The 25944-nt window shown below is 64.8% G+C and carries 25 protein-coding genes; 17 read left to right on the top strand and 8 right to left on the bottom strand.

All coding sequences use genetic code 11. The annotated features are described in order from the left end of the window. Nucleotides 1-39: 39 nt before the first annotated feature. On the bottom strand, nt 40-933 hold the full coding sequence (locus WH265_RS03155) for a LysR family transcriptional regulator (protein WP_021028689.1): 894 nt from the start codon (nt 931-933) through the stop codon (nt 40-42). A gap of 100 nt (nt 934-1033) precedes the next feature. Here WH265_RS03155 and WH265_RS03150 point away from each other — a divergent pair, with 100 nt between their 5' ends. Next, a complete protein-coding gene (locus tag WH265_RS03150) occupies nt 1034-2143 on the top strand; it encodes an NADH:flavin oxidoreductase (RefSeq protein WP_339557284.1) in 1110 nt (369 codons plus the stop codon). A 107-nt stretch (nt 2144-2250) separates the two neighbouring features. Here the strand turns inward: WH265_RS03150 and WH265_RS03145 are convergent, their stop codons facing one another. Both WH265_RS03145 and WH265_RS03140 read right to left on the bottom strand, forming a co-directional pair. Next, nucleotides 2251-2898 carry a hypothetical protein gene (locus WH265_RS03145; protein WP_339557283.1) on the bottom strand — a complete coding sequence of 216 codons (648 nt, stop codon included), beginning with the start codon at nt 2896-2898 and terminating at the stop codon, nt 2251-2253. A gap of 27 nt (nt 2899-2925) precedes the next feature. Continuing rightward, complete coding sequence (locus WH265_RS03140; protein ID WP_339557282.1) at nt 2926-4317, bottom strand: aminotransferase-like domain-containing protein; 1392 nt, start codon at nt 4315-4317, stop codon at nt 2926-2928. Between the two features lie 275 nt (nt 4318-4592). Between WH265_RS03140 and WH265_RS03135 the strand changes: the two genes are divergently transcribed. After that, nucleotides 4593-4826 (top strand): hypothetical protein, encoded by a 234-nt coding sequence (locus WH265_RS03135; protein ID WP_339520006.1) that lies wholly within the window; start codon nt 4593-4595, stop codon nt 4824-4826. 70 nt (nt 4827-4896) lie between these two features. Here WH265_RS03135 and WH265_RS03130 read toward each other — a convergent pair whose 3' ends face one another. Further along, complete coding sequence (locus WH265_RS03130; RefSeq protein WP_339557281.1) at nt 4897-5874, bottom strand: LysR family transcriptional regulator; 978 nt, start codon at nt 5872-5874, stop codon at nt 4897-4899. A 122-nt stretch (nt 5875-5996) separates the two neighbouring features. Here WH265_RS03130 and WH265_RS03125 point away from each other — a divergent pair, with 122 nt between their 5' ends. Genes WH265_RS03125 through WH265_RS03115 form a run of 3 tightly spaced genes read left to right on the top strand, consistent with a single transcriptional unit; the run spans nt 5997 to nt 9392 of the window. Next, on the top strand, nt 5997-6980 hold the full coding sequence (locus tag WH265_RS03125; RefSeq protein WP_339557280.1) for a Bug family tripartite tricarboxylate transporter substrate binding protein: 984 nt from the start codon (nt 5997-5999) through the stop codon (nt 6978-6980). 46 nt (nt 6981-7026) lie between these two features. Continuing rightward, nucleotides 7027-8463 carry an N-acyl-D-amino-acid deacylase family protein gene (locus WH265_RS03120; protein WP_339557412.1) on the top strand — a complete coding sequence of 479 codons (1437 nt, stop codon included), beginning with the start codon at nt 7027-7029 and terminating at the stop codon, nt 8461-8463. Next, nucleotides 8460-9392 (top strand): N-carbamoyl-D-amino-acid hydrolase, encoded by a 933-nt coding sequence (locus tag WH265_RS03115; protein WP_339557411.1) that lies wholly within the window; start codon nt 8460-8462, stop codon nt 9390-9392. Before WH265_RS03120 ends, WH265_RS03115 begins: the two co-directional genes overlap by 4 nt. Nucleotides 9393-9399: 7 nt before the next feature. On the opposite strand, the gene WH265_RS03110 is transcribed toward WH265_RS03115, so the two are convergent. The 3 genes from WH265_RS03110 to WH265_RS03100 are packed head-to-tail and all read right to left on the bottom strand — an operon-like array spanning nt 9400 to nt 12160. After that, nucleotides 9400-10260, bottom strand: coding sequence for an SDR family NAD(P)-dependent oxidoreductase (locus WH265_RS03110; protein WP_339557279.1), 861 nt, complete (start codon nt 10258-10260; stop codon nt 9400-9402). 27 nt (nt 10261-10287) lie between these two features. Further along, complete coding sequence (locus tag WH265_RS03105; protein ID WP_021028699.1) at nt 10288-11082, bottom strand: flavin reductase family protein; 795 nt, start codon at nt 11080-11082, stop codon at nt 10288-10290. 13 nt (nt 11083-11095) lie between these two features. Continuing rightward, entirely contained in the window at nt 11096-12160 is a 1065-nt protein-coding gene (locus WH265_RS03100; protein ID WP_339557278.1) for an LLM class flavin-dependent oxidoreductase, read from the bottom strand. 104 nt (nt 12161-12264) lie between these two features. Here WH265_RS03100 and WH265_RS03095 point away from each other — a divergent pair, with 104 nt between their 5' ends. Beyond that, on the top strand, nt 12265-13188 hold the full coding sequence (locus WH265_RS03095; RefSeq protein WP_116924229.1) for a LysR family transcriptional regulator: 924 nt from the start codon (nt 12265-12267) through the stop codon (nt 13186-13188). On the opposite strand, the gene WH265_RS03090 is transcribed toward WH265_RS03095, so the two are convergent. Beyond that, nucleotides 13189-14070: an SMP-30/gluconolactonase/LRE family protein gene (locus tag WH265_RS03090; RefSeq protein WP_339557277.1), complete on the bottom strand. Its 882-nt coding sequence runs from the start codon at nt 14068-14070 to the stop codon at nt 13189-13191. A gap of 304 nt (nt 14071-14374) precedes the next feature. Between WH265_RS03090 and WH265_RS03085 the strand changes: the two genes are divergently transcribed. The 11 genes from WH265_RS03085 to WH265_RS03035 all read left to right on the top strand — a co-directional run bounded on the left by WH265_RS03085 (nt 14375) and on the right by WH265_RS03035 (nt 25943). Beyond that, entirely contained in the window at nt 14375-15145 is a 771-nt protein-coding gene (locus WH265_RS03085) for an enoyl-CoA hydratase/isomerase family protein (RefSeq protein ID WP_339557276.1), read from the top strand. Between the two features lie 2 nt (nt 15146-15147). Beyond that, the gene (locus WH265_RS03080) at nt 15148-17283 is read left to right on the top strand and encodes an acetate--CoA ligase family protein (protein WP_339557275.1); all 2136 of its coding nucleotides are present in this window, start codon (nt 15148-15150) and stop codon (nt 17281-17283) included. A 37-nt stretch (nt 17284-17320) separates the two neighbouring features. Continuing rightward, nucleotides 17321-18520 (top strand): acyl-CoA dehydrogenase family protein, encoded by a 1200-nt coding sequence (locus WH265_RS03075; RefSeq protein ID WP_339557274.1) that lies wholly within the window; start codon nt 17321-17323, stop codon nt 18518-18520. A gap of 4 nt (nt 18521-18524) precedes the next feature. Beyond that, complete coding sequence (locus tag WH265_RS03070; RefSeq protein ID WP_339557273.1) at nt 18525-19496, top strand: acyl-CoA dehydrogenase family protein; 972 nt, start codon at nt 18525-18527, stop codon at nt 19494-19496. Then, complete coding sequence (locus WH265_RS03065) at nt 19493-20263, top strand: SDR family NAD(P)-dependent oxidoreductase (protein WP_339557272.1); 771 nt, start codon at nt 19493-19495, stop codon at nt 20261-20263. Before WH265_RS03070 ends, WH265_RS03065 begins: the two co-directional genes overlap by 4 nt. 5 nt (nt 20264-20268) lie before the next feature. Beyond that, nucleotides 20269-21543, top strand: a complete 1275-nt coding sequence (locus WH265_RS03060) for an SDR family oxidoreductase (RefSeq protein ID WP_339557271.1) — start codon at nt 20269-20271, stop codon at nt 21541-21543. Next, nucleotides 21536-22231 carry a carboxymuconolactone decarboxylase family protein gene (locus WH265_RS03055; protein WP_339557270.1) on the top strand — a complete coding sequence of 232 codons (696 nt, stop codon included), beginning with the start codon at nt 21536-21538 and terminating at the stop codon, nt 22229-22231. The genes WH265_RS03060 and WH265_RS03055 overlap by 8 nt, the downstream gene beginning before the upstream one ends. Nucleotides 22232-22254: 23 nt before the next feature. Continuing rightward, the gene (locus WH265_RS03050; protein WP_339557269.1) at nt 22255-23247 is read left to right on the top strand and encodes a Bug family tripartite tricarboxylate transporter substrate binding protein; all 993 of its coding nucleotides are present in this window, start codon (nt 22255-22257) and stop codon (nt 23245-23247) included. A gap of 114 nt (nt 23248-23361) precedes the next feature. Continuing rightward, complete coding sequence (locus WH265_RS03045; protein WP_339557268.1) at nt 23362-24351, top strand: Bug family tripartite tricarboxylate transporter substrate binding protein; 990 nt, start codon at nt 23362-23364, stop codon at nt 24349-24351. A 134-nt stretch (nt 24352-24485) separates the two neighbouring features. Beyond that, a complete protein-coding gene (locus tag WH265_RS03040) occupies nt 24486-25466 on the top strand; it encodes a tripartite tricarboxylate transporter substrate binding protein (protein ID WP_339557267.1) in 981 nt (326 codons plus the stop codon). A 60-nt stretch (nt 25467-25526) separates the two neighbouring features. Then, a complete protein-coding gene (locus tag WH265_RS03035; protein WP_339557266.1) occupies nt 25527-25943 on the top strand; it encodes a DUF4124 domain-containing protein in 417 nt (138 codons plus the stop codon). Nucleotide 25944 lies beyond the last annotated feature (1 nt).

Here is a 25944-nt window from a genome sequence, read left to right as displayed (position 1 = left end):
GGGCTTACCAAACCAAGTCTGCCTTTTTCGACGGGCGGATTATAGCGCTGTGTCTAAAGAAGGTGCCAGTGCCGATTTCAGCGCGGCCATCAAGACGCGCACCCGCTGCGGCACGTATTTGCGGCTGGGGTAGAGCGCCCATACCGACAGGCTGGGGAGCACGGCGTCTGAGAGCGTGATGGCGACCAAGCGGCCGTCTGCGGTTTCGTCCACCACATCCCAGTGGGTCATCATCGCCAGCCCCATGCCGCGCAGGCAGGCGGCGCGCACGCCTTCCACCGAGTTGCAGCCAAAGCGCCCGTTGACCCTAAGCTGCCGCTCCTGGCTATCGACCAGAAACGGCCAACTGGGCATGCTGCTGAGCTTGATGCAGGCATGGTGGTCGAGATCCTTCAAGCTGTGCAGCGCGGGGGCCTGCGCCAGGTAGGCGGGGCTGGCACAGAGCACCCTGGGGTTGGGGGCCAGCTCTTGCGCAACCAGGTCTGATGCGCTGGGCGGCGCGATGCGGATGGCCAGGTCCATGCCTGCGGCGGTGATATCGGTCACCTTGTCATCGAACTGCAGATCAACGCGCAGTGCAGGGTTGGCCTGCATGAGCTGCTCGGCCACGGGTAGCAGGATGCGCCGACCAAATGCGCCGGGCGTTGTGACACGCAGCAGGCCATGGGCCCCTTGTGCGGCAGGCGCCAGGGTGCTGGCTGCTTCGCCGACGGCATCGAGGATGGTGCGGGCCAGGGGCAGAAACTCCTCACCTTCAGCGGTAAGGGTGACGGCGCGGGTGCTGCGGTGCATCAGCCGCGTGCCCAGCGAACGCTCTAGCGCCGCCAGGTGGCGCGACGCGGCCATCGGTGTCAGGCCGAGCTGGCGCGATGCGCCTGCCAGGCTACCCACGGTGCTGGCCGCTACAAAGACGGCCACAGAATCGGTATCCATAACGATTTTTGATATTGAGGCATCCCATTTTGTGCCACTACCGCTTGGCAGGGAAGGCCATTAGATTAGTTATTGTTATTTTCAACTAATGAGACATCTTGTGAATCTGGATACTTCGCCCCTGCAAACGCCATTTGATCTGAAGCAGCTGAGCCTGCGCAACCGCCTGGCGGTGGCGCCGATGACGCGCGTGACCGCAACGCCCGACGGGCTGCCGACTGCCACCATGCAGCGCTACTACCAGCGCTTTGCGCAAGGTGGTTTTGGGCTGGTGATTACCGAAGGCAGCTTTATCGACGAGGCCTGGTCGCAAACCTACGAAAACCAGCCCGGCATGGCCAGCGATGACCAGGCCCAGGCTTGGCGCCCGCTGACCGCCCAACTACAGGCCTCCGGCACGCGGTCCATCGCGCAGCTGCAGCATGCCGGGGCGCTGTCGCAGTTCAACCGCTACCGGCCGGGGCAGACGATTGCACCGTCTGCGGTACCGCCTCGCGGCCTGCAGATGCCGTTTTACCGGGGCGAAGGGGCGTACCCCATCCCGCGCGCCATAACGCAAGAAGAGATGGCCGATGTGGTGGCCCACTTTGGCAGTGCGGCGGCCCGTGCCGTGGGCCTCGCAGGATTTGATGGCGTCGAGATCCACGGGGCCAACGGCTATCTGCTGGACCAGTTCCTGACAGCGCATACCAATCTGCGCACGGACCGCTGGGGTGGCGCATTGCCTCAGCGCCTGGAGGCTGCTGTTGCCACGATCCAGGCGGTGCGCGCGGCAGTCGGTGCCGATGTGCCGGTGGGCATTCGCGTGTCCCAGGGCAAGGTGAATGACTTCGGCCATAAATGGGCCGAAGGCGAGCAAGGCGCTGAGACCATCTTTGGCACGTTGGCGGATGCGGGCGTGGACTACATCCATCTCACCGAGTTTGAAGCCTGGCAGCCCGCGTTTGGCGCGGAAGGCCCGAGCTTGGTTCAGCTGGCCCGCCGGTTTGCGCCGGGCTTGACCATCATCGCCAATGGCGGTTTGCATGATGCCGACCGCGCGCTGCAGCTGCTGGCCCACGGCGCCGACCTGATCGCTTTGGGGCGCGGCGCGCTCAGCAACCCGGATTGGCCCCGCAAGCTTGAGCAAGGCCTGCCAATGAAGGCGTTTGACCGAAGCATTCTGGGGCCGATCGCGGATATCAAGGCGTCGGAATTGGCCGCCGCCTGAAGGCACAGGCCCTTCTTTTGGCGGTAGGTATCGGCGACTATTTGGAGTGCCTCAGCCCTTCACACTGCCATTTTTTATAAGGCGGCGGGCGGGGTGGTATCTGCAGCCTAGACCAGCTGATGGATCCGTTGAACGGCAAGCTTTCCCGCCCGAGCAACCTGTGGATGTGCATGCGCTGCGGCCAGCTGGGCCATGGTTAGCAGTGCTTGGTCAGGGCGCTTTTCGATGGCCATAGCGACGGCCTCGCCGAGAAAGAAGTCGTCATCGGCCACCAGTCTGTGCAACAGGTCCTTGTCTTCCAGGTTGAGCGAAGGAATCAGTGCGAGCACCACCTCATTCCATGTCTGGTCATCCAGCAGCTGGTGCATGAACGCACCCAATGCAGCTTGGTTCTGGGCCAGAGGGGATAGCGCGGGATGCAGATCGGAGACTTCCTGGCCACTGGCTTGCGCCTGCTGCAGCGCCACCAAAAAGCTGGTTGCCGAATCGAAAACGGCGCGCGTATCGCCATCGTGGCTGAGGAACAGCACACAGCCCGCGAGCGGCGAGCGGGTGGCCAGAAGGTAGTGGTCGCTGGTGTCTGCATCATTGAGCACATAGCAGCCCAACTGTTGGACCAGCGGGTGGTAGGCGAATTGCGCGGTTTGGTCCAGCATCTCACTGGGAGCAAGCAGCTGTGGGTGGCGTGCAAGAAAAGGTGCGGAGGCCTCGACGTAGTGCTCAAGCAGATCGCGGTCGTCTTCTGGTGCGGGCATGGGCTGGGTCCTTGGGTAAGGCGGTCGTCAAACCACGGCAGCCGTGAACGCATCCGGCCGCCGCGCCAGCAGCGCCGACAAGCGCTGCAGCCCCGCCTGCAAGCGCCCCCGGTCCTTGATGCTGCCCAGCGAGATGCGGATGGCATTGATCTGGGCAGTGTCTGCCGCGCCGCTGGCAAAGGCCTCGGCCGGGGTGACGGCGATGCCCTCGCGCTGGGCGGCTTGTGCGAGTTGGGCGGGACTCCAATACCCCGGAAGTTCCAGCCAGACATGCAGGCCATCGCCCTCGCCGCTGTAGCGGCCCGCCAGCAGATCGCGCGCCATGCGGTGGCGCAAGCGGGCCTCCTTGCGCACGCCTTCCATCAGCCCATAGGCCGAGCCGCCCAAAATCCACTGCGTGGCCAGCGCGGCAGACAGCGGCGAGACCATCAGCGCAAAGGCGCGCAGGGCGGCCAGAAAGCGCTCGCGCAGTGCGGGATCGCGCACCAGCACAAAGGCCACGCGCAAGCCTGGGGTCAGGCATTTGGACAGGGTGGAGATATACAGCACCTGCTCGGGTGCCAGGCTGGCCAGCGGTGGCGGTGGTGCTTCGGCCAGCAGCCAGTAGGGGTCGTCTTCCACGATGCGGACCTTGCAGCGCTGCGCGATGGCAAGCAGCGCCTGGCGCCGGGCAAGCGGCATGGTGATGGCGGTCGGGTTCTGCAAGGTGGGGTTGAGGTAGAGCAGCGCCGGCTGCTGCTGGCGGCAGGCCTGCTCCAGGCTCTCGGGCCGCATGCCATGCTGGTCGGCGGACACGGTGATGATCTGCCGGCCCAATTGCGTCGCTGCCGCGCGCAGGCCGGGGTAGCCCATCGGCTCGGCCAGGATCACATCGCCCGGCTCAGTCAGCGCCAGGAGGGAGGCGGCAATCGCCGCCTGCGCGCCCGGGCAGACAACCAACTGCTCGGCATCGACCGGCCCCAACATGGGCTTGAGCCATTGGGCGCCGGCCTGGCGGTCCACATCGCTGCCGCCGCCCAGGTGGTAGGTCATCAGCAGGGCAGCATCCGCGCCCATCAAGACCTGCGACAGGCCTTGCTTGAGCAGATCGTCAAAATCCAGGCCCGCCGGCGGCGGCGGGGTGTTCATGCCCAGGTCGAGCACCGCCGTCAGCGCCACCTTGGGCGCTGCCACATAGGTGCCCCGCGCGCCACGACCTTCGAGCAGATGGCGACGCCTGGCTTCGTCGTAGGCACGGGTGACGGTCGTCAGGTCTACGTCCAGCAAGGCCGCCAGATGGCGCTGCGGCGGCAGGCGGTCGCCGGGTTTCAGCAGCCCATCGGCCACGGCCGCTTGCAAGGCATCGGCAATCTGCAAAAAGCGCGGCCCGCCCCGCGCGCTCAGTCGCGGCAACCAGGGGAGGGCGTCGTCTTCTTGCATGCTTGTATCTGAGGATGTATGGATGGGCCGAGGGGGCCTCTGCAAAACGCACTGCCTTGGTCTGGACGCCAACTTGGGCGATCCGCTCCATCCCATTGGGCAAGGGTTTTGCAGACGGCCCCTGGGACAATTTGTCCGCATGTATGGAAATTGCTTTTGCGTACTATGCACCAGAACGCAGAGCGGCCCATGCTTGTATGGCAATCGCTGGCGTTGCGGCCTCATGCCTTGCTGGGGCTCGGACAGTGCCAAGTCATTGGCTGGAAATTTGCAAAATGATCGATTGGATCCCCGTAGTCTTCGTGATCTTCAAGCTGGGCATGTTCAGCACCTGCATGTTCTTTGCCATCAAATGGCATTACGACCAGGGCAAAAAGGGTGGCGACCCCCGCGCCGTGCTGCGCGCAGGCGGCAAGGTGGCGGCGATTTTTTTGGCGGCGCTACTGCTGCTGGGGCTGCTGACCTTTACCTTGGTCAGGACCATGGGCTTGGATTTGACGTTTTCCTGATGGGCCGCCATCCGTCCATCCCCGCTGATCGCTGGGTCGGGGCCGGGCACCGCATGCTTTGAACAGGTTCTTAGGCGGCGCCGCTAGTTTTGCTGGCTGGCGGCTGGGGCTCGGCAGCACTGAGCTGTTTCAGTACCGCATGCAGTGCATCGATGAATTGCTGGCCCGTTGCCGGGCATGGCTGCCGCGCAGACGTTATCGTCCAGATGCTGGAATACACCTCTGTTGCCAATGGCCTGACGACGATGTCATCGCGGGGGATATGCCGGATGCATGAGGCATCCACAATGGCAGCGCCCAAGCCCGTCTGAACGCAACTGAGGGCAATGGCCGGCGAGCGCACCTGAATGCTCGCCGAGCTGGCATCCATCGCCAGCGCCGAGGCGCATAGGCGTCCCAGCGGGGTGTCCGGCGGGTAGCCGATCCATGCGGTGTCGCACAGCGCAAGCGGATCCACCACGGCCTGGTCCGCCAGCGGATGCTGTGGGGGCAGTACGCACAGCAGGCGCTGGCGGCCCAGCAAGCGTGATTTCAAGCCCGGGTGGTTCGATTCCACCAAAGAAACGCCCACATCGGCTTGACCCGACAGCAGGTACTCTGGCAACTCGTCATAGGTCGCCGTGCGAAAGTCGACGCGCAATTGCGGGCTGTAGCGCATCAGTTGCTGCAGTGCCTGCGGAATCAAGGTGTTGGCAAACGTGGCACTGCAGGCCAGGTGCAAGGTGTCCACGCCCGCATGGCCGATGCGCTGGGCCAGGGTGTTGAGCCGGTCGAGGCCTCGGTACACGTCGCGCGCCTCTTCGTGCAGGCGCTGGGCTTCGGGCGTGGGCTGCAGCCTTCTGCCCAGCCGCTCAAACAACAAATAGCCCAGGCGGGCTTCGCAGTGCGCCAGTGCCCGGCTCAGCGCCGGCTGCGATACATGCAAGGCCAAGGCCGCGCCGCTGATGGTGCCGGTGGTCATGATGGCATGGAACACCTCCAGCTGCCGCATGTTCAGTACGCGGGGGTGAATGGCGTGGCTGCTGGTTTCAGGCGAGTGGCTTGGCATGTGGTGTTAACCCCTGGTCGATATAACTTTGTTTGTGAATGCACCGACATTTTTCAATTTGGGTGAGTTCGGCTTGTCCTTTACGCTGCAAGCAATATTCAGACCCATGAAAGAGCCAAGCCATGAATCGCCGTCTTCTGAACCGTTTTGCCCTCCTGTTGCCCCTTGCTATGCTGGCCGCCCAGCCGGGCCCCGCGGCTGCCCAGGGCAACGCCAGCCAGCCGATCAGCTTTGTCGTGCCATCTGCGGCCGGCGGATCTCCGGACGTGCTCAGCCGCATCATTACCAACCAATGGTCGCTGAACGCCCACCGTCCGGTGATTGTAGAAAACAAGCCCGGAGCAGCAGGCAATATCGGTGTGGTGCAGGTGATCAGGGGCAACGAGCTCACCGTGGGCTATGGAAATATCAACACCCTGGCGGTCAATCGCGCGCTGTTCTCTACCCTGCCTTACGACGTGGACAAGGACCTGGTTCCGGTCTCGCACCTGTTCAACCTCTACAACGTGCTGATCGTTCCGGTGGCATCCAGCGTCCAATCCGTGCAGGACTTGCTGGCCCAAGCGCGCAAGAACCCCGGCAAGCTGTCCTATGGGGCTTCGGGCGTCGGCACCACCGGCCATATGAGTGGGGAGCTGCTCAACCATCTGGAAAAGCTCGACACCGTTTTCGTTCCCTACCAGGGCGGGCCGGCCGCGTTGCAGGACCTGATGGGCGGGCGCTTGGACTATATGTTCATCAACAGCTCCGAAGCGGTGCCGCTTATCAAGTCGGGCAAGGTGCGTGCGCTGGCCGTGACCCAGCTGGACAAGCGGATCGAGCAGTTGCCCGATGTGCCGACCATGGACGAGGCGGGTGTCAAGGGCTATGAGATCGTCTCCTGGGGCGGTGTGGTGGGCAATCGCAAGATGACGCCTGAGCAGGCCAAGGCACTGGCGGCCGATCTGGACAAGGTGCTGAAGATGCCTAACGTGCGCGAAAGTCTTCAAGGCCTGGGCGCCCAGCCGGTGGGCGGCACGCCGGAGGATTTCAAGCAATTGATTGCCCGTGAGACGAAAAAATGGACCGAGATCATCCAGTCCAGCAAGATCGCAAAGCTCAACTGATCAGCCCCGGAAAGAGAAGACGAAAGTGCTGATATTCAAGAATGCGATGCTGATCGACGGCTCTGGCAAGCGGGCTTATAGCGGCGATGTGGCGGTGGAGGGCGAGCGGATTGCCCAGGTGGGCGTGGTGCAGGCGCAGGCCGGTGATACCGTCATCGACCTGCAGGGTCTGGCCCTTGCACCGGGCTTTATCGATTCGCACACCCATGACGATGGCTACCTGCTGGTGCACCGCGATATGGTGCCCAAAGTCTCCCAGGGTATAACCACGGTGGTTACCGGCAACTGCGGCATCAGTCTGGCGCCGCTGGTGCAGCAAAACCTGCCGCAGCCCCTGGATCTGCTGGGGCCGCCCGAGTTGTTTCGCTTTGGGCGATTTGGCGAGTGGCTGCAAGCCTTGCAGGCGCAGCCAGCGGCGGTCAATGTCATCCCGCTGGTGGGCCATACCACCTTGCGCGTCAAGGTGATGGCGGACCACCAGCGCGAAGCCACCGATGACGAGTGCGCGCAGATGCGGGATTTGCTGACCGAGGCTCTGGACGAAGGGGCCTTCGGCATCTCGACCGGCACCTTCTACCCGCCTGCACGCCATGCCTCGACCCGAGAGCTGCTCGAAGTCTGCAAGCCACTGCGCGGCCGCCAGGCCGTGTATGCCACCCATCTGCGGGATGAGGCCGATGACATTGTCCCGGCGATGCAAGAGGCATTGGCCGTGGGGCGCGACGCAGACTGCCGGGTGGTTTTCTCCCACCACAAGCTCGCTGGCGAGCGCAACCATGGTCGCTCGGAAGAGACGCTGGCGCTGATCCGGGAGGCCAGCAGCAAGCAGCCCGTTTGTGTGGACTGCCACCCTTATCCCGCCACGTCCACCATGCTGCGGCTCGACCGGGTTCGCCTGGCAAGCCGCACCATGATCACCTGGTCCAGCGCTTGCCCAGAAGCCAAAGGACGGGATTTTGCCGACCTGCAGCAGCAATGGGGCCTGGACGATGAAGCGCTGTTGGCGCGCCTGTCACCGGCCGGCGCCATCTACTTCTTGATGGATCAGCACGATGTGGACCGCATTTTTGCGTTTCCTTTGACGATGGTGGGGTCCGATGGCCTGCCTTTTGATCCACACCCCCATCCACGCCAGTGGGGCACCTTCACACGCGTGCTGCGGCGCATGGTGCGTGAATGCGGCTTGCTGTCGCTGGAAGAAGGCATCCACCGGATGACGGGGCTGGCTGCGCAGCAGTATGGGCTGGAGCAGCGTGGGCGTTTGGAGCCCGGCTGCTTTGCCGACCTGGTGGTGTTTGACCCCCAACGGGTTTCGGACAAGGCCACGTTTGAGGAGCCAGTGCAGGCCAGCGAGGGAATCGAACAAGTCTGGGTCAATGGGCAGCAGGTGTGGGATGGCCACCAGCCTACCGGCACGCGGCCAGGGCAAGTGCTGCGCCGGGCAGAGCCTCAGCAGACAACGCAAAAGGAGTGCGGGAAATGACAACACGAAAACTTGGTTTGGCCGTGGCCCAGATGGGGCCTGTTCATTTATCGGATAGCCGGGGCTCGGTGGTCCGGCGCTTGGTGGCCATGCTGCGTGAGGCCAAGGCCCGGGGCGCTGAGATGGTCGTTTTTCCGGAGTTGGCACTGACGACGTTCTTCCCGCGTTACTGGATGGAAGAAGCGGATGCACAAGCGAGATTCTTCGAAGCGCAGATGCCCAACGCGGAGGTACAGCCGCTGTTTGATGCCGCCCGTGAGTTGGGCGTGGGCTTCTATCTGGGCTATGCGGAATTGGCGGAAGACGGGCGACCCTACAACACAGCAGTACTGGTCAACCGGAAGGGAGAAATCACCGGCAAGTACCGCAAGATCCATTTGCCAGGCCATATGGAGCACAAGCCGGAGGCGCCATTCCAGCATCTGGAGAAAAAGTATTTCGATGTCGGCAACCTGGGGTTCAGGGTGTTCGATTCAGGCGCTGTCAAATACGGCATGTGCCTGTGCAACGACCGCCGCTGGCCGGAAACCTACCGCGTGATGGCCTTGCAAAGTGCCGAGGTGGTCATGCTGGGTTACAACACGCCGTCGCTCAATATCCATTGGAATGAGCCGGTGCATCTGCGCACGACCACCCACCTGATCTCATTGCAGGCCAATGCCTACCAAAATGGAATCTGGGTGGCGGCGGCGGCCAAATGCGGCTCCGAAGATGGCCACCACATGATTGGCAGCTCCGTGATTGTTGCGCCCACCGGAGAGATAGTGGCGCGCACGCTGACCGAGGACGATGAAGTCATTTGCGTCAGCGCCGATCTGTCGCTGGGTGAGCATTTCCGCCAGCATGTCTTCAATTTCGCCAAGCACCGCAGGCCTGAGCACTACCGCTTGATTGTGGACCGGGTGGGCGCGGGCGATCCACTGCCCTGAACGGGTCTCACATGTTGCGGACGCCTGGATTGGTGGCTTGCACCAAGCCAGGCTGCGCTTTCCCCGCATCCAGCTCCCCCTGCCCATAAGCCCGAGGAATATGCGTCATCAGCGAATGGCTGAAGCCGCCATCGACCACCAGATCCGCGCCATGGACATAGCTGGCCCGGGGGCTGGCGAGGAAGACCACCGCCTGGGCGAGTTCTTCGATCTGGCCGATGCGGCGCAGCGGGACGACCTGTTCGCGGCGGGCGCGGTCGTCCGGGTTGCGGTAGAAGCGCTCGCTCAGCGGGGTCACAAACAGGCCGGGGCTGACGGTGTTGCAGCGGATGCCGGCGGGGCCCCATTCCAGGCACATTTGCGCAGTCAGCATGCGGATGCCGGCCTTGCTCATGCTGTAGCCGCCGCTCAGGGGCTGGGCGTTCTGGGCGGAGATCGAGGCGATGTTGACAATGGCGCGCGGCAGGCTGGCGTCGGAATGGCGGTAGAAGGCCTGGCCCATGCGCAGGTAGCCGCCCAGGTTGATCTGCAACTGGCGCTCCCAGATGCCAGGATCCAACTCGGCCAGTGGCGCGGCGCTGGTGATGGCGGCGTTGTTGACCAGCACGCTGGGGCCGGCGCCCCAGTGCTGTTGCAGTGTTTGAAACGCAGCCTCTACCGCAGCGGGCGATGAGACATCGGCGCGGATGGGCAGCAGGCGCTGGTCATCGGGTTGGGTGGCGGCGAGCTGTGCCAGCGCGTCGCTGTCGTGGTCGAGCACAGCCACGCGGCAGCCGCTCGCCAGCAGCGCTTGCACGATGCCGGCGCCCAGTCCCTTGGCGCCGCCGGTGACGACGCAGATGCGTTGGTCCAGTTGCAACCAGTCCATGCTTTCAAGCCCCTTTCTGGTCTGCGATCAGGCGGCCAAGGGCACCAGCTTGTGGGTGCTGGCGTTGAAGTTGACCACGGGGCTGGCGCTGTTGCAGGAGGACTTGCGGATCTTGCCGACCACCAGCTTGTGCGTGCCCAGGGTGTGGGTGCAGACGATGTCGCATTCCATGCTGGCCAGCGCGTCGCTCAGCACGGGCAGCTGGTGCTCGCTGCTGTGCCAGCGGCCTTCCTTGAAGCGGGCCTCGCCCTGCGGCTGGCTCAGAAAGCTGGCGATGATCTGGCTGTGTTCCTCACCCAGCACATTGGCCACAAACTTGCCCGTTTGCAGCAAGGTATCGCCCATTGACGAGGCGCTGTGCGCAAAAAAGCCGACCATCGGCGGCTCGGCCGAGATGGAGGTGAGGCTGGAGACGATCATGCCGGCAACATCCTTGCCCTGGCCGGTGGTCACGGCGCTGATGCCGGCGGGCAGGGCGCGCATCGCGGCCTTGAAGTCGGCCACCGAGACGACCTGGTCTTCCGCAGCCAAGGTGATGTGCGCGCGCACCTGGCCTTGGGTATTGACCCAGCCGTGCTGCTGCGCATAGGCCAGCATGGCGGAAAAGCCCGTGTCCCATTCGCTGTCTGCGGCCTGGCAGGCCAGAAAGCGCAGCACCTGGGGGAAGAGCCAGACATGGCTGTCGCCGTCGCGCGTGCCGATGCGGGTCAGGGCCTGCGCGAGCTGGGGCTCGGGCTGGGGCTCGATCAGCACATCGAGTGCCCGAAAATTGTGGGCATCCATCAGGCTGATGGAGCCGCAGTTGCTGAGGTGAACGCGCATGGCCCTGTCTCCTTTACGCCAGCGCTACGGCCTGGCCCACTTCTTTTTTCACGGCGGGAATGATCTTGTCGCCCCACAGCTCGATCTGCTTGAGCATGGTCTTTTGGTCAAAGTCGCCCAGCTGGGTTTGCAGCGCAATGTGCTTGGGCTTGAGGATGCTGATCTCCTCGAGCAGCTTGTCGATCACTTCGTTGACCGAGCCGACGGGCAGGTTCTTGCGCAGCTGCTCGAAGGTCGGGTCGGTCTCGGTCGGCACTTCCTTGACCATGTAGCCGTCTTCGGACTGGGCGCGGCGGAACTTGAGGCTTTCCGAGATGCGGCGCTGAAAGCGGGCGCAGTCCAGGTAGGCATTGATTTCCGATGCATTGTCCGAGGCATAGCCGCAGCGCAGAAAGCCGAACTTCACATCACTGTCCAGGTCCTTGCCTTCGGCCGTGGCAATGTTCTCCAGCTTGCTGCGCAGGCCGACAATCGCTTCGTTGCCGTTGAGCAGGGCGGTGACAAACAGGTTGTGGCCTTCGCGCACGCCCCGGCCCAGGGTGACCGGGTTGCCCGAGGTGACCCAGAGCGGCGGCATCGGGTCTTGCACGCAGCGCACCGCGATGGAGCTGGGGGGGATATTCAGGAATTCGCCCTGGTATTCGAATATTTTCTGGGTCAGGGCCTTGGGAATAATGTCGAGAAACTCATTGAAGATCGCACCGGAATTGGCGATCTCGACGCCAAAGCGTTCAAATTCAAATTGCTGGTAGCCCGAGCCCACGCCCAGTTCGAGTCGCCCATTGGACACGGTGTCGACAAAGCCGACCTCGGCCAGGAAGCGGGCGGGGTGGTAGAGTGGCAAAATGCACACCGCCGTGCCCAGGCGAATGGTTTTGGTTTTGGCTGCGGCATGGGCCACGGTCATTAATGGCGATGGCGACAGTGAATAATTGTTGAAATGGTGTTCGGCATACCAGGCGGTATTGAAACCCGCTTGCTCTGCCACCACGGTCTGTTCGATGGAGTTGTTGATAACGTCCTGAGAGCGCTGGTGGTAGCCGCGCTGCTGCGCCAGAATGAATACGCCAAATTCCATGATGTCTCCTTGATGATGGGCAATATGGAATCATTCTAGGGGTGGGGTCAGGAGATCTGTATGCGTGAAATTCGAGATTCAGTACTGCGCAATCTGGAGGAATCATGGACCGTCTGAGAGCGATGGAGCTGTTCCTGTCGGTGTCGCAGACCCGCAGTTTTTCAGAGACGGCGCGGCTGTTTGGCATCTCGGCCACCGCCGTGTCGAGAATGATCACCGAGTTTGAAGACGGGCTGCAGGTCAAGCTCTTGCTGCGCTCCACGCGCCAGGTGTCGCTGACCGAATCGGGCCAGGAGTATGCGGCCCAGCTGGAGGGCATTCTCTGGACCATCAATCAGGCGCACACCAGCATCACCGCCATCAGCTCTGCCCCGCAGGGGCGCCTGCGCGTGCATGCCCGCACGATGTTCGGCCAGCGCGTGCTGCCCGGCCTGATCGCCCGCTTCCGCCAGGCCCACCCGGAGATCCTGGTGGAGCTGCTGCTGTCCGAGACCAAGGTGGACCTGGTCAAGAACAATATCGATATTGATTTCAGAATATCGCCGCCGGTCGAGGCGGGGGTCAAACGGCGCATGCTGTTCCACAGCCAGCGCTATTTGGTGGCGTCACCCGCTTATGCCGAGAAAATGCCTGCGATACATCAACCCGCTGATTTATTGCAGGCCCAATGCCTGGCCTATTATTTGCCCGGTAAAGACCATATCTGGCATTTCAAGAATGATGCAGGGGTTGAAGATATTCGATTTTCTCCGCGTCATTTGACCAACAATGGCATTGCCTTGTTGGAACTGGCCAAATTGGGTGAGGGTATTGCACTGCTCGATGATTACACGGTCTATCCCGATTTGGCGGCGGGCAATCTGGTGCGGCTCTTGCCAGATTATGTGGTGAGCAATACCACGTTCGAAGAAGGCATGTTTGCGACGATTGTCGATTCGGCGATTATCCCGGCCAAGGTCAAGCTGTTTCTGGATTTTGTCGCCAGCCAGGTGGCGGGGGAGGCGCAGCGCTTTGCGCTGCCCAAGTGACTAGTCGGGAATAAGGATGCGCGCCTGGGGCTTGGCCAACCCCCGGTACCCCAGCCCGGTGATGCGCAGAATGGCACCGTCCAGCGGGCCGCTGGCGCGCAGGCGGCCGCTGTCCGAGATGCTGGTGACATACAGGTCCGCCAGATCCGGCCCGCCAAAGCAGAGCGCGCTGGGGTGGGCCACAGGCAGGCGGATCAACTGGCTCAGCGCCCCTTGGGCATCGTAGCGGGCGACTTGGCCGGTACGTACCAGGGCGGTCCAGAGGCCTCCCTCGCTGTCCCAGCAGCAGCCGTCGGGGGCGGATTGCTGGGCCTGGGTGCTGACGAACAGCTGCTGGTCTTGTGCTCGCCCGCTGCTGATATCAAAGGAATAAATGCTTTGCGCGGCGCTGTCGGCGATAAAGAGGCGGCCGCTTTGGGGGTGGATCAGCGGGCCATTGGCGGTTTTAAGGGCCGGGCCTATGCGTGCCAACTGGCCATCCCGCTCCAATACATAGATGCCGCCCCTGGGTGCTTCGCCTGCTTCCAGATGCAGATGCATGCTGCCGACCAGAAAGCGGCCATCGGGCAGCGCGCAGCCATCGTTCAGGCGCAGATGGGGCAGGTGCTCGTCCAGCTCGGCGAGGGTCTGCAACTGGCGGCTGGCAGGGTCATACAGGCCCAGCGCCTCCTTCAGCGCGATGACGATCCTGCCATCGGCATTCAGCGCGAAGGAGCCGGTGGGTGCTGGCAGCAGGTACTGCTCGGTCCGGCCGCTTTCCGGGTCGATGCGCAGCAAATGGCCGCGCCGGCAGTCCATGGCCCAGAGCTGGCCGGTGGCGGCATCCCAGTGGGGGCATTCACCCAGGGCCAGGCGTTGCGGGGTCAGGGGCTCGATATGCATGGGGGGCTTGAGGTTGGGGCTCCTGGGATGGAGCCGCGCTGCACGTAGGTTGCTGTCCATCATAGGGTTGCCCCACGGCGCCACTACCCCGGGGAACGCAGAACAGATTCAACCAATCGGGGGGAAATCATTTGCAGGGTTCCTTCCTAGAATCAAACACAGATTCGAAACAGGCGCTCGCCATGAGCGGCCAAGATCCAAGGAGACAACATGCAAGTGATAGCGCCTATTGCGCAGGCTGCGCCCTGCGCCGCCATCCATCCCCTGGCTACCGCCGTAGCGGCCCACACCCGGGGAGGCCGCCATGTCTGAGCCCTCCGTTTTGCTGGAAGTCGCCGATGGCGTGGCCCTGGTGACCTTGAACCGCCCACCCGTCAATGCCCTCAACCGTGCGATGCGGCGCGAGCTGGTGGCCATTTTTGATGCGATCTCCGAGCGCGACGATGTGCGCTGCGCGGTGCTGACGGGTTCCGGCTCGGTGTTCTGCGCTGGCGCCGATCTGAAGGACCGGCCCAATGCCGAGGTGGCCGGGGATTTTCTGGAGCACAACCGCGTCACCCGCGAAACCGGCAATGCGATCAAGGAATGCGCCAAGCCGGTGATTGCTGCGGTGAACGGCACGGCCCTGGGGGCAGGCATGGGCCTGGCTGCGGCCTGCGACATTCTCTATGCCTCGTCGAACGCCACCTTTGGCATGCCCGAGATCAATGTGGGCCTGGCCGGCGGGGCCTCGATGCTCAAGACCTTGCTGGGTCGCTCGACCATGCGCCGCATGTTCTTTACCGGCCAGCGCCTGACGGCCCAGGAGATGCTGCAGCGCAATGTGGTCGAAGAAGTGCTGGCGCCTGAGGCCCTGCTGCCCAAGGCCATGGAGATGGCACGCGAGATTGCATCCAAGGCACCGCTGGCCGTGATCTACGCCAAGCGCGCGGCCAATATGGTGGACCTGATGCCCCAGCGTGACGCCTACCGCTTTGAGCAAGAGTTCACGATGGCGCTGGCCAAGACCGAAGACGCCAAGGAAGCGCGCATGGCTTTCCTGGAAAAGCGCGCCCCTGTTTTCAAAGGACGCTGAGCATGCTGCAGACTACCCGCCTGCAGCCCGGTGCAGGTCTTGATCCGTTTTTCAATGCGCGCGCGATTGCCATCATTGGGGCCTCTGACGATCCCACCAAGATTGGTGGGCGGCCGGTACACCTGCTCCAAAAGCATGGCTTTGCCGGCGCGGTGTACCCCATCAACCCCAAGGGCGGCAGCATCCAGTCGCTGCCCGCTTACACCAGCGTGCGCGATGTGCCGCAGGTGCCGGAGCTGGCTATCATCGCGGTGCCGGCAGCGATGGCGCCCGCTGCGCTGCGCGAATGCGCCGACAAAGGGGTGCAGGCAGCGATTGTGCTGTCGTCCGGATTCATAGAGGCGGGCGAGGAGGGCGCTGCGCTGCAGCGGCAGCTGAGCCAGATTGCGCGGGAGCGCCAGATCCGCGTGCTGGGGCCCAACTGCCTGGGCGCAGTGGGCATCGAGGAACGGGTGATTGGCTCCTTCTCGGTGGCGCTGGAAGAGAAGCTGCCGGCCGCCGGCCATGTTGGCATCGTCTCGCAGTCGGGCAACCTGGGCAGCTTCACGATGCAGTCGGTGGTGCGCCGGGGCATGGGCATCAGCCGCTTTATGGCGACCGGCAACGAGGCCGATGTGGACATTGCCGACGGCATTGCCGCGCTGGCCGGCGACCGCCAGACCCGCATCATCCTGTGCTGCATGGAAACCTGCCGCGATGGCAGCAAGCTGCTGCAGGCATTGGAAGCAGCCCGCGCCGCCGGCAAGGTAGTGGTGGTGCTCAAGATTGGCGCGACCGAGCAGGGCCAGGCGGCTGCGGCCTCGCACACCGGTGCGCTGACGGGGTCGAACGCGGTGATCGAAGCGGCACTGACCCGCGCGGGGGCACTGACAGTGCAGTCCATCGAAGACATGGTGGAGCTGACGGCCGCGCTGTCGGTGCTGCCCCACGCGCTGCTGCCGCGCAACCGGGGCGTGACCCTGGTGGCGGCATCGGGCGGCTTTGGCGTGATGATGGCCGATGCGATGGTGCAGGCGGGCCTGGACCTGCCCGAGCTGTCGGACGCCACCCGCGCCCGTATCCAGGAAGCGGTGCCGGTGGCCGGCACCCGCAACCCGGTCGATGCGACAGCGCAGATGTCCAGCCGGCCCGATATTTTGTACAAGCTGCTCACGGCCTTGCTGGAAGACGCATCGCGCAGCACCCTGGTGCTGCTGCTGTCGCTGTCCTTGCACAACCCGCGTTTGAGCGGTGTGTACCAGGAGGCCTTGGCGCAGATCCGGCGCGACTACCCCGAGCGCCTGATTGTGCTGATTGGCCAGGGCCCGGCCGAGGTGACCGAGCGCATTGCCAACGCGGGCATTGCGATCTTCCGGACCATTGATGCGGCAGCCCGGGGGCTGGCCGGACTGGTGCGCCTGGGCCAGACGCTGGGCCAGCCGCCAACCGTGCCCGCTGCCGCGCAGCACTGGGAGGCGCTCGATGCCCAGGTCTTCCGCAACGAGTTCCATGCCAAGGCCTTTTTGGCGCGGGCCGGTGTGCCGGTGACGCAGGAGCAGGTGGTGCAGTCCGCCGATGCGGCGGTGGCGGCGGCCGAGCAGATTGGCTTCCCGGTGGTGTTCAAGATCGTCTCGCCCGACATTGCCCACAAGACCGAGGTCGGTGGCGTCGAGCTCAACATCCGCAGCGCCGCGCAGGCCCGCACGGCCCATGCACAGCTGCTGGCGCGGGTGGCCGAGCGCGCGCCGCAGGCGCAGATCGATGGCGTGCTGGTGGCGCCGATGGTGGGCGGCGGCGTGGAGATGATCACCGGCGTCTCACACGACGCAGCCTTTGGCCCGGTGGTGATGGTGGGCATGGGCGGCATCTATGCCGAGGTGCTGAAAGACGTGGCGGTGCAGGTGGCGCCGGTGACGCAGGCCGAGGCGCTGCAGATGATTGCGTCGCTCAAGCTCTACCCGCTGCTGCAAGGGGTGCGCGGCCAGCCCGCTGCCGATGTGCAGGCCATGGCCGCCACGGTGGCGCGCCTGTCGGAGCTGGCGCTGGCCTATGCCGGCGAGATCGCGGAGATCGATCTGAACCCGGTGCTGGTCCAGCCCGCTGGCGAGGGCGTGATTGCGGTCGATGCGCTGATGGTGGCGGCCCCGCCGCAGGCCTGATGCGCAGCGCCATGCAGACTTTGATCGGAACTATGCGATGAAACAGGAAGAGAATTTCGCCCGCCCCGATGCCGCATCGGGCCCGGGTGCCTACCGGCAATATGCGCGTGACTGGCTGCACAGCCATTTGCCTGCCCACATGCGCGCCGACAGCGTGGACTACCGCACGCCCAGCCTGGACGAGTGCCGTGACTGGGAAGCGCGCATGTACCAGGCGGGCCTGGCCGGCATGACCTGGCCGACCGCGTACGGCGGCCATGGCCTGAGCCTGCGCGAGCACCTGGCGGTGAACAAGGAAGTGGGCGCGCTGGCCATGCCCGAGAGCGTCAGCTCAATTGGTAAGGAGCTGGCCGGCCCCATCATCATGGCCGTGGGCACCGAGGCGCAAAAGCAGGCCTTTCTGCCCGCCATTTTGGAGATGCGCGAGTACTGGTGCCAGGGCTTTTCCGAGCCCGAGGCCGGGTCGGACCTCGCGCGGCTGCGCACCAAGGCCACGCCCGATGGCGATGACTGGCTCATCCAGGGCCAGAAGATCTGGACCAGCGGCGCGGCCAAGGCCCATTACTGCCTGCTGCTGACCCGCACCGGCACGGTGGCCGACAAGCACCGGGGCCTGCTGATGTTTGCGGTGCCGATGGATACGCCCGGCATCCGCGTGGTGCCGATCCGCTCCATCGACAACAAGCAGTCCTTTGCCGAGGTGTTTTTTGACCAGGTGCGCGTGCCCGATTCGGCCCGCCTGGGCGCTGCCGACGAAGGCTGGAGTGCGGCCATCCGCGTGCTGTCGATCGAGCGCGCCACCAACCGCATGTACCGTGCCTGGCGCTTTGAGTGCGAGCTGCGCCAGCTGGTGCGTGCCTACCAGTCCGAGCCAGCGCTGCGCGCCCGCTTGCAAGAGCCGGGCCTGCGCCAGGCCATCGGCCAGGTGGTCAGCCAGATCGATGGCCTCAAGGGCCTGGTCGAGCGCAGTGTGGAGCAGCTGCAGGCCGGTGAGCCCATTGGTGCGCGCGGCTCGCTCACCAAGCTGTACTGGTCCGAATGCCACCAGGCCTTTGCGTCGCTGGCGCTGGCGATGGTGGCCGATATCCACCCTGGCCACAGCGCGCTGGCGCAGCGCGCCAAGGCCCATTTCACGCAGGCCTACCTGTTCTCGCGCGCCGAGAGCATCTATGCCGGGACCACCGAAGTGCAGCTGGATGTCATTGCCCAGCGCATTCAACAGCTGACCAAGGACTGAGGGGATGACGATGCAAAGTGAAGAGCTGCAGCCCGAGGAGTTTGGGCAGGCGGCGCAGGCGGTCATCGCAGCGCTGCAAGGGCAGGGCCCGGCCGAGGCGGCCGCGGCCATGGCCGATGCCGGCCTGTTTGGTATCTGCGCCGATGAGGCGCAGGGCGGCCTGGGCCTGCCGCTGGCCTTTGCGATGCCGGTGGTGCGGGTAGCAGGGCAGATGCAACTGTCCTACCCCCTGCCTGAGCAGATTGCCGCGAGCAAGGCACTGCAGGGCACGGAGGCCGGAGGCCAGCTGCTGCGCGGTGAGAAATCGCTGTGCGTGGTGATGGCTGCGCAGGCCGCTGGCGACTGGAGCGGGGTGGCGCGCAATGGCCTGCTGGCCGACTATGTGCTGGTGCAGACCGATGCTGGTTTTGCGCTCTACGACAAGGCGGCCTTGCGCTGCCAGGCCGAAGCAATGCTGGATCCGGAAGTGCCCCAGCTGTGGGTGTCGACCGCTGGCGCCACGCCGCTCTTGAGCCTGGACGCGCAGCAGTCGCAGGCCTTTTGTGCCGATACCAAGCTGCTCTGGGCCGAGTATGTGAACGGGATGTGTGCCGGCGCGCTGGAACGCACCGCTGATTACCTGCAGGCCCGCGTGCAGTTTGGCCGGCCGCTGTCGGCCAAGCAGGCGGTGCGCCACCACCTGGCGCGCATGCGTCTGCTGCTGGAGGCATCAAGCGCCCAGGCCTGGCGCGCGCTGCGCACCGATGAGTGGGGCAATCCGCGCCAGGCCGACAGCGCCTTGGCCGCTGCCTTGAACCAGGGCGCCTGGGTGCTGGAAAAGGCCATCCACCTGCATGGCGGCATGGGCTTTACCTGGGAGCTGGGGCTGCACCGCAGCCTGCGCGAGCTCAAGAAACTTGACGCCTGCATGGGGGCGGGGGCTGTGATGCGCGCCGTGGGCGCTGACTTTATCGACCGTTGTGAGGTGACGCAATGACAGGCGCAATAGCAAGAGATATGGAAGGCCGCGTGGCCCTGGTCACCGGCGCAGGTGCCGGCATTGGCCGCGCCACGGCGCTGCAGCTGGCCGCGCGCGGTGCGGTGGTGGCGGTGAATGATTTGAAGGAAGCGCTGGTTGAAGAAACCGTGGCCGCGATCACCGCGCAAGGCGGCCAGGCCTTTGGTGTGGTGAAGAACGTGGCCACGCGCGAAGAGATGACCGCCGCCGTGGACGAGGCCTATGCCCGCCACCAGCGGCTGGACATCCTGGTCAACAACGCCGCCTGGGTGCGCTACCAATCGGTCAGCGAGATCATGCCCGAGACGGTGGACCGCATGCTGGACATCGGCTTCAAAGCGGTGCTCTGGGGCATCCAGGCCGCCGCTGCCCGCATGGATGCCGAGCGCGGTGGCAGCATCATCAATGTGGCCTCGGTCGCGGCGCTGCGCTCGGCCGGTAGTTCGATGGTGTATTCGGGCATCAAGGCGGGCGTGCTGGGCATTACCCGCGCTGCGGCGGCGGAGCTGGGCGAGCGCCATATCCGCGTGAATGCGGTTTGCCCGTCTGCCGTGCCGACCGAGGGCACGCAGCGCAACCGCAATGCCGAGCGCGATGCCGGCCGCGTGGCCAAGACGCCGATGGGGCGCCTGGGCACGGTGGACGATATTGCCGGCACCATCTGCTTTTTGGCCAGCGATGCTGCGCAGTTCACCACCGCGCAGGCGCTGGTGGTGGATGGCGGCATCACCTTCACCAACATCTAAAGCCTATGCCCGCTGTCTTGATCACCGGTGCGGCCTCCGGCATTGGCCGTGCTGCCGCGCTGCAGTTTGCGCAGCAGGGCTGGAGCTGCCTGCTGGCCGACATCAGCCCCGCGATTGCCGAGCTGCCCCAGCAGTGCCTCGCGCAAGGCGCGGCCAGCGCACAGGCTTTTGCGCTGGACCTGACCGATGCGCAGGCGCTGGCCCAGCTGGGCCGCCAGCTGGCAGAGTTGCCAGCGCTCGATGCCCTGGTCAACAACGCCGGTATATCGGACAGCAGCGGCCGGCCGCTGGCCGAGCAGGCGCCTGCGCAATGGCAGCGCCTGCTGCGGCTGAACCTGCAGGCACCGCAGGCCTTGTTCGAGACCTGCTTGCCGCGCTTGAAGCCCGGTGCGCGCATTGTCAATGTGTCCTCCGGCGCGGGGCACAAGGCCATTCCCTGGCGCGGGCTCTACAGCCCCAGCAAGGCCGGGCTGATCGCCTGGTCGCAAAGCCTGGCACAGCGCTACCCCCAGCTGAGTGTGAGCACCTTGTGCCCCGGCTTTGTGCGTACCGAGCTGGTGCAGGGCCTGATGGATGCCGGTCGCCTGGCGTTGGCCGATGCCGTTGCCAAGATCCCCCTGGGCCGCCTGGCCGAGCCCGAAGAAATGGCCGCTGCGCTGGTGTTTTTGGCGCAGCCGCAGGCCCGTGTGCTGTCGGGCCAGGTCCTGTCGGTCGATGGCGGATCGGGCATTTACGGCGGCAGCAGCCGCTGCACGCTGAGCACCGCTGTGCCTGTACCGTTGCAGACGCCGCTGCATTTACAGGTGCAAGCGGGCAGCGATGCCGTTTGTGATGGCGCCTGGCTGCAAGCGCTGCAGGCGGAGGACGGCGCGCAGGTGGCGACAACAGCCGCTCCATGCCAAGGTCTGATCAGCACGCAGGTGCTGGCTGGCGGCGATCTGCTGGAAGCCGTGCTGAACGCCGGCCAGCAGTTTGCCGGCGCCCATGCGCGTGATGCCAGCCTGCTGCTCCTGCTGCTCGCCACTGCCCCCGCAGGCGTGCCCGCCTGGCAGTACCAGACGGCGCTGGCTGCCGCACGCATGCTGGTGGCGACCCTGGCCTGCGAATGGGCCACGCAGGGCCTGCGTATCAATGCGCTGCTGCTCTCGCCCCAGCAGGCTGGTGGCCCAGCGGTGGCGCAACTGCTACCGCTGGTCCGTTTTCTGACCGGGGCGCGGGCGCAGTTTGTGACGGGGCAGTGCCTCGATATCTCAGGCAGCAAGGAGAGCCAGCATGGCTGAACTGGACACCGCCGCCGTCGAAGCCCTGTATCGCCAGGAGCGTGGCTACTGGCGGCCCTGGAATGCCCAGCTGCTGGCCCGCCGCCCGGCATTTTTGCAGGCCTATGCCCACTATGCCGGCTACCCGGCGCGCAGTGGGGGCTTGAGCGAGCGCATGGTGGAACTCGTCTATGTGGCGCTCGACGCATCGGCCAGCCATTTGTTTGCCAGTGGCTTGAAGCTGCATATGCAAAAGGCCCTGGCCTGCGGCGCCAGCAATGACGACTTGCTCGATGTGCTGACCTTGGTTTGCCTGCAAGGCGCAGGCGCGACAGCGGCGGCGTTGGACGAAGTGGCCCAGGTGTATGGTCTGCCACCCGAGGCAGAACCCACGGAAGGCCAGCAGCCCGACCTGTGGGCGCGGCTGCAGGCCATCGACCCCGCCTACTTTGGCCATCTGCAGGCGCTGGCCAGCACCGCAGAAAGCGGCCAGGGCCTGAGTGCGGGCGAGCGCTGCCTGATCACGATTGCGCTGCATGCCTGCTTTACCGCGATGCAGCCCGAGGCCTTGCGCGCAGCCTTGCAGCAGGCCCATGGCCTGGGCGTCGCACGCGAAGCGGCGGTGCAGGTCATCCAGATGGGCGCGCACCTGGCGGTGCATGGCACGGCGCTGGGCATCACGGTGCTGGCTGAGCTGGACGCCGCATGACATCGAACTACAAGGAGACAAACATGAACCCGCTGCGTATCGAGCGCCGTACTTTGCTGATGGCGGCCATGGCCGCCGCACTGCCCGCCACACTGCCTATGGCGCGGGCGGCCGCGCCCTGGCCCAGCAAGCCGGTGCGCCTGGTGGTGACCAGCTCGCCCGGATCGGGCGGCGATGTGTTTGCCCGCCTGCTGGCGCCCGGCCTGCAGGCAGCGCTGGGCCAGCCCTTCTATGTCGAAAACAAGGTGGGTGCCAACGGCATCATCGCCAATGACTTTGTCGTCAAAAGCAGCGATGCGCACACGGTGCTGTTTGCGCCGTCGTCGGCCATCGTGATCAACCCCTTTATCCAGCCCAAGCTGCCCTATGACACGCAACGCGATCTGCTGCCGGTGGGCCAGATTGGGCTGTCGGGCATTTTTCTGGTCGCCAATCCGGAGACCGGCATTGCCTCCTTGGCCGACCTGGTGCGCTATGCCAAGGCCAATCCGGGCAAGCTGTCCTGCGGCTCCTGGGGCAATGGCTCGTCAGGCCATCTGGCGCTGGAGGGCCTCAAGGCCCATTACGGCATCGACATCCACCATGTGCCCTACAAGGCGCTGTCCACCGAGCTGTCGGACATCATCGGCAACAACATTCCGATGGGCTTTATGGACATCGCGTCGCCCGTGCCGCATATCCGCAATGGCAAGCTGCTGGCCGTGGGGGTGACGGGCACGCAGCGCGCACCGGCCACGCCGCAGGTGCCCACCTTTACCGATCAGGGCTTCAAGTTTGATGCGGACGGCTGGTATGGCATGTTTTTGCCCGCTGGCACTTCCAACCCCGAGATGGTGGAGCGGCTGAACCAGGCCCTGGTGCAGGTGGCGCAAAGCGCCGATATCCGCAAAAAGTTTGAAGACCAGAACATGGCCCTGCCTGCCGTCAAACCGGCGGCAGAGTTTGCCCGCTCCATCCAGTCCGATATGAAGATCTGGGGTGGGCTGGCCAAACTGGCCGATCTGAAGATGTCGTAACGAGTGCGCTGGCGGCTGCACCGGGCGCCACAAGCCTGGGCCGCTGCTCACAGCAAACCCAAGAACCAGGTGGCCGCCGCAAGGCCGGCCACCGGCAATCCACAGGAGACAAAAATGACCGATTTATGCGCAAGCTTCAACCGCCGGCAGATGCTGCTGGGCCTGCTCGCCGCAGCGGGCACCGGCACGGCCTGGGCCAATACGGCCTGGCCCAACAAGGCGATCCGGATGATTGTGCCCGGGCCAGCGGGCTCGGGCGGCGACATCTTTGCGCGCATGCTGCTGCCGCCGCTGCAGAGCTCGCTGAAGGAGAGCCTCTATGTCGAGAACAAGGCCGGCGCCAACGGCATTATCGGCAATGACCATGTGGTCAAGGCCCAGGCCGATGGCTATACCTTGCTGTTCTCGCCGTCGTCGTCGATTGCGATCAACCCTATCATCCAGCCCAAGATGCCCTATGACGCCATGCGCGACCTGGCGCCCGTGGCGCAGGTGGGTGCAGCGGGCGTGCTGCTGGTGGCCAACCCTGCGACCGGCTTCAAGAACCTGGCCGACATGGTGCAGTACGCCAAGGCCCACCCGGGCCGCCTGGCCTATGGTTCCTGGGGCAGTGGCTCGACCGGCCACTTGGTGATGGAAGGCATCAAGGCCCATTACGGCCTGGACATGCCCCATGTGCCTTACAAGGGCACCGCCGTGGAGCTGGGCGATTTGCTGGCCAACACGATTGGCGTGGGCTTTATGGATATCGCCTCGCCGATTCCCCATGTGCGCAGCGGCAAGCTGCGTGCACTGGGCGCCACCGGATCGGCGCGCGGCCCGGCGCTGCAGGAGGTGCCGACCCTGACCGAGCAGGGCTACAGCTTTGATGCCGACGGCTGGTATGGCGTGTTCGCCCCCGCCAAGACGGACCCCAAGATCATCGACCGCCTCAATGCCGATCTGGGCCAGGCGCTGGGCAGCCCCGAGATGAAGGCCAAGTTTGCCGAGCAGAACATGCTGATCCCTGCGCACAAGTCGGCCGCGGAGTTCAGCCAGGTCGTCAAGAGCGACATGGCGCTGTGGCAGCAGCTGGCCAAGGTGGCCAAGCTCAAGGTCGATTGAGCGACGCCCGGGGCAGGCAGCGGGGCTGAAGGCTCTGTAGCCCTGCCCAGGGACCCGCTGTGCCGTATTGGCACAGCCCACTTTTGCAATGGTCTGGCAATTGCCCGGCGGACAGGCTGGGTAAGGAAGGTCTTATGTCGATCAGGATTTCTTGGCGCGTGACAGCCCTGGGGCTGGGCCTGGCTTTGTGCGCTTCAGCCGCACCCGCGGCCGAGGCGACGGCCGCTTTCCCCAACAAGCGCGTAACCATCGTGGTGCCTTATTCTGCCGGCGGGCTGACCGATACGCTGGCCCGCTCGCTGGCGGCCAAGCTGGCGGTGCTCTGGGGCCAGCCGGTGGTGGTGGAGAACCGCGATGGCGCGGGCACCATCATAGGTACCAGCGCCGTGGCCCGTACGCCAGCCGATGGCTACACGCTGCTGTTCACCAGCTATGCCTACACCTCCAACCCAGTGCTGCGCCGGCAACTGCCCTATGGGCCCGATGCGTTCCGGCCCGTGGGCCTGCTGGGCTCCAGCCACAATGTGCTGCTGGTCACCAACCGCTTGCGTGGCCGGTCGCTGCAAGACCTGATCGACCGCGCCAAGGCCGAGCCGGGCAGCTTCAAGCTGGCCTCGTCCGGACCAGGGTCGAGCCCGCACCTGGCAGCCGAGCTGTTTGCGACCAAGGCAGGCATCCGCTTTACCCATGTGCCCTACAAGGGCCAGGGGCCGTCGATGACCGATCTGATGGCGGGCGTGGTCGATGGCATGTTTGACGGCATGTCGTCGTACGCGCTGGTCAAGTCGGGCAAGGTAGCGGCCGTGGCCATCGCTGCCGAGCAGCGCCACCCGGGCGCGCCCGAGATTCCGACTTTCAAGGAGCTGGGCATGGACTTTGTCAGTGGCAGCTGGTTTGGCATGCTGGCGCCGGCTGCAACGCCCGATGCGGTGGTGCGGCAGATCAATGCCGACCTGCACCGCGCCCTTGAAGACCCTGCCGTGCGCGCCCAGATTGCCAAGACCGGCTTGCTGGTGTCGCTGTCCACGCCCGAGGCCTTTGGCCAGTTTCTGCAGGCCGAAACCCGCAAGCTGCAGGCGCTCCTCCAGAGCGGCGTGCGCATTGATCTGGATTGAGCCGGGGCGGGTGGGGGGCCTGCCGCATAATGGGCTTTTTGCCACCTGTCTGGATTGCCCATGCCCTACGCCCGCCATACCCTCGCTGCCGGATTGCTCGCGGCAGCGTCTTTGCTGAGCGCACCGGCCTGGGCCATCAACAAATGCGTCGATGCCCAGGGCCGCACCAGCTTTCAGGATGAGCCCTGCGCAGCCGGGCAGAAGGCCGAGGCGATCACCGTGACGCCCTCCAGCCAGGGAATCAACCCGCGCGAGCATGACCGCCCGGCCACCAGCCGTCCAACGGATAACCCGCCGCCGTCCGCACCACCGGCAACCGCACCCGCCGATGAGCCAGAACCGCGCCCGGCCGATTGTCCGGACCCGGAACGCATGAAGCGCATGCAGATCGAAGCCGAGTCGATTGCGCTGCCGCTGCCGATCCGCAAGCAAAAGCGGGCGTCGTTTGAAGAACTTAAGGAGCGCTGCGGGGGCTAAG

The organism is Comamonas sp. MYb396, from assembly GCF_037479555.1.
Taxonomy (GTDB): domain Bacteria; phylum Pseudomonadota; class Gammaproteobacteria; order Burkholderiales; family Burkholderiaceae_C; genus Comamonas.
Note: the sequence above shows the minus strand (reverse complement) of the source record. Positions and strands in the feature narration are given on the sequence as shown.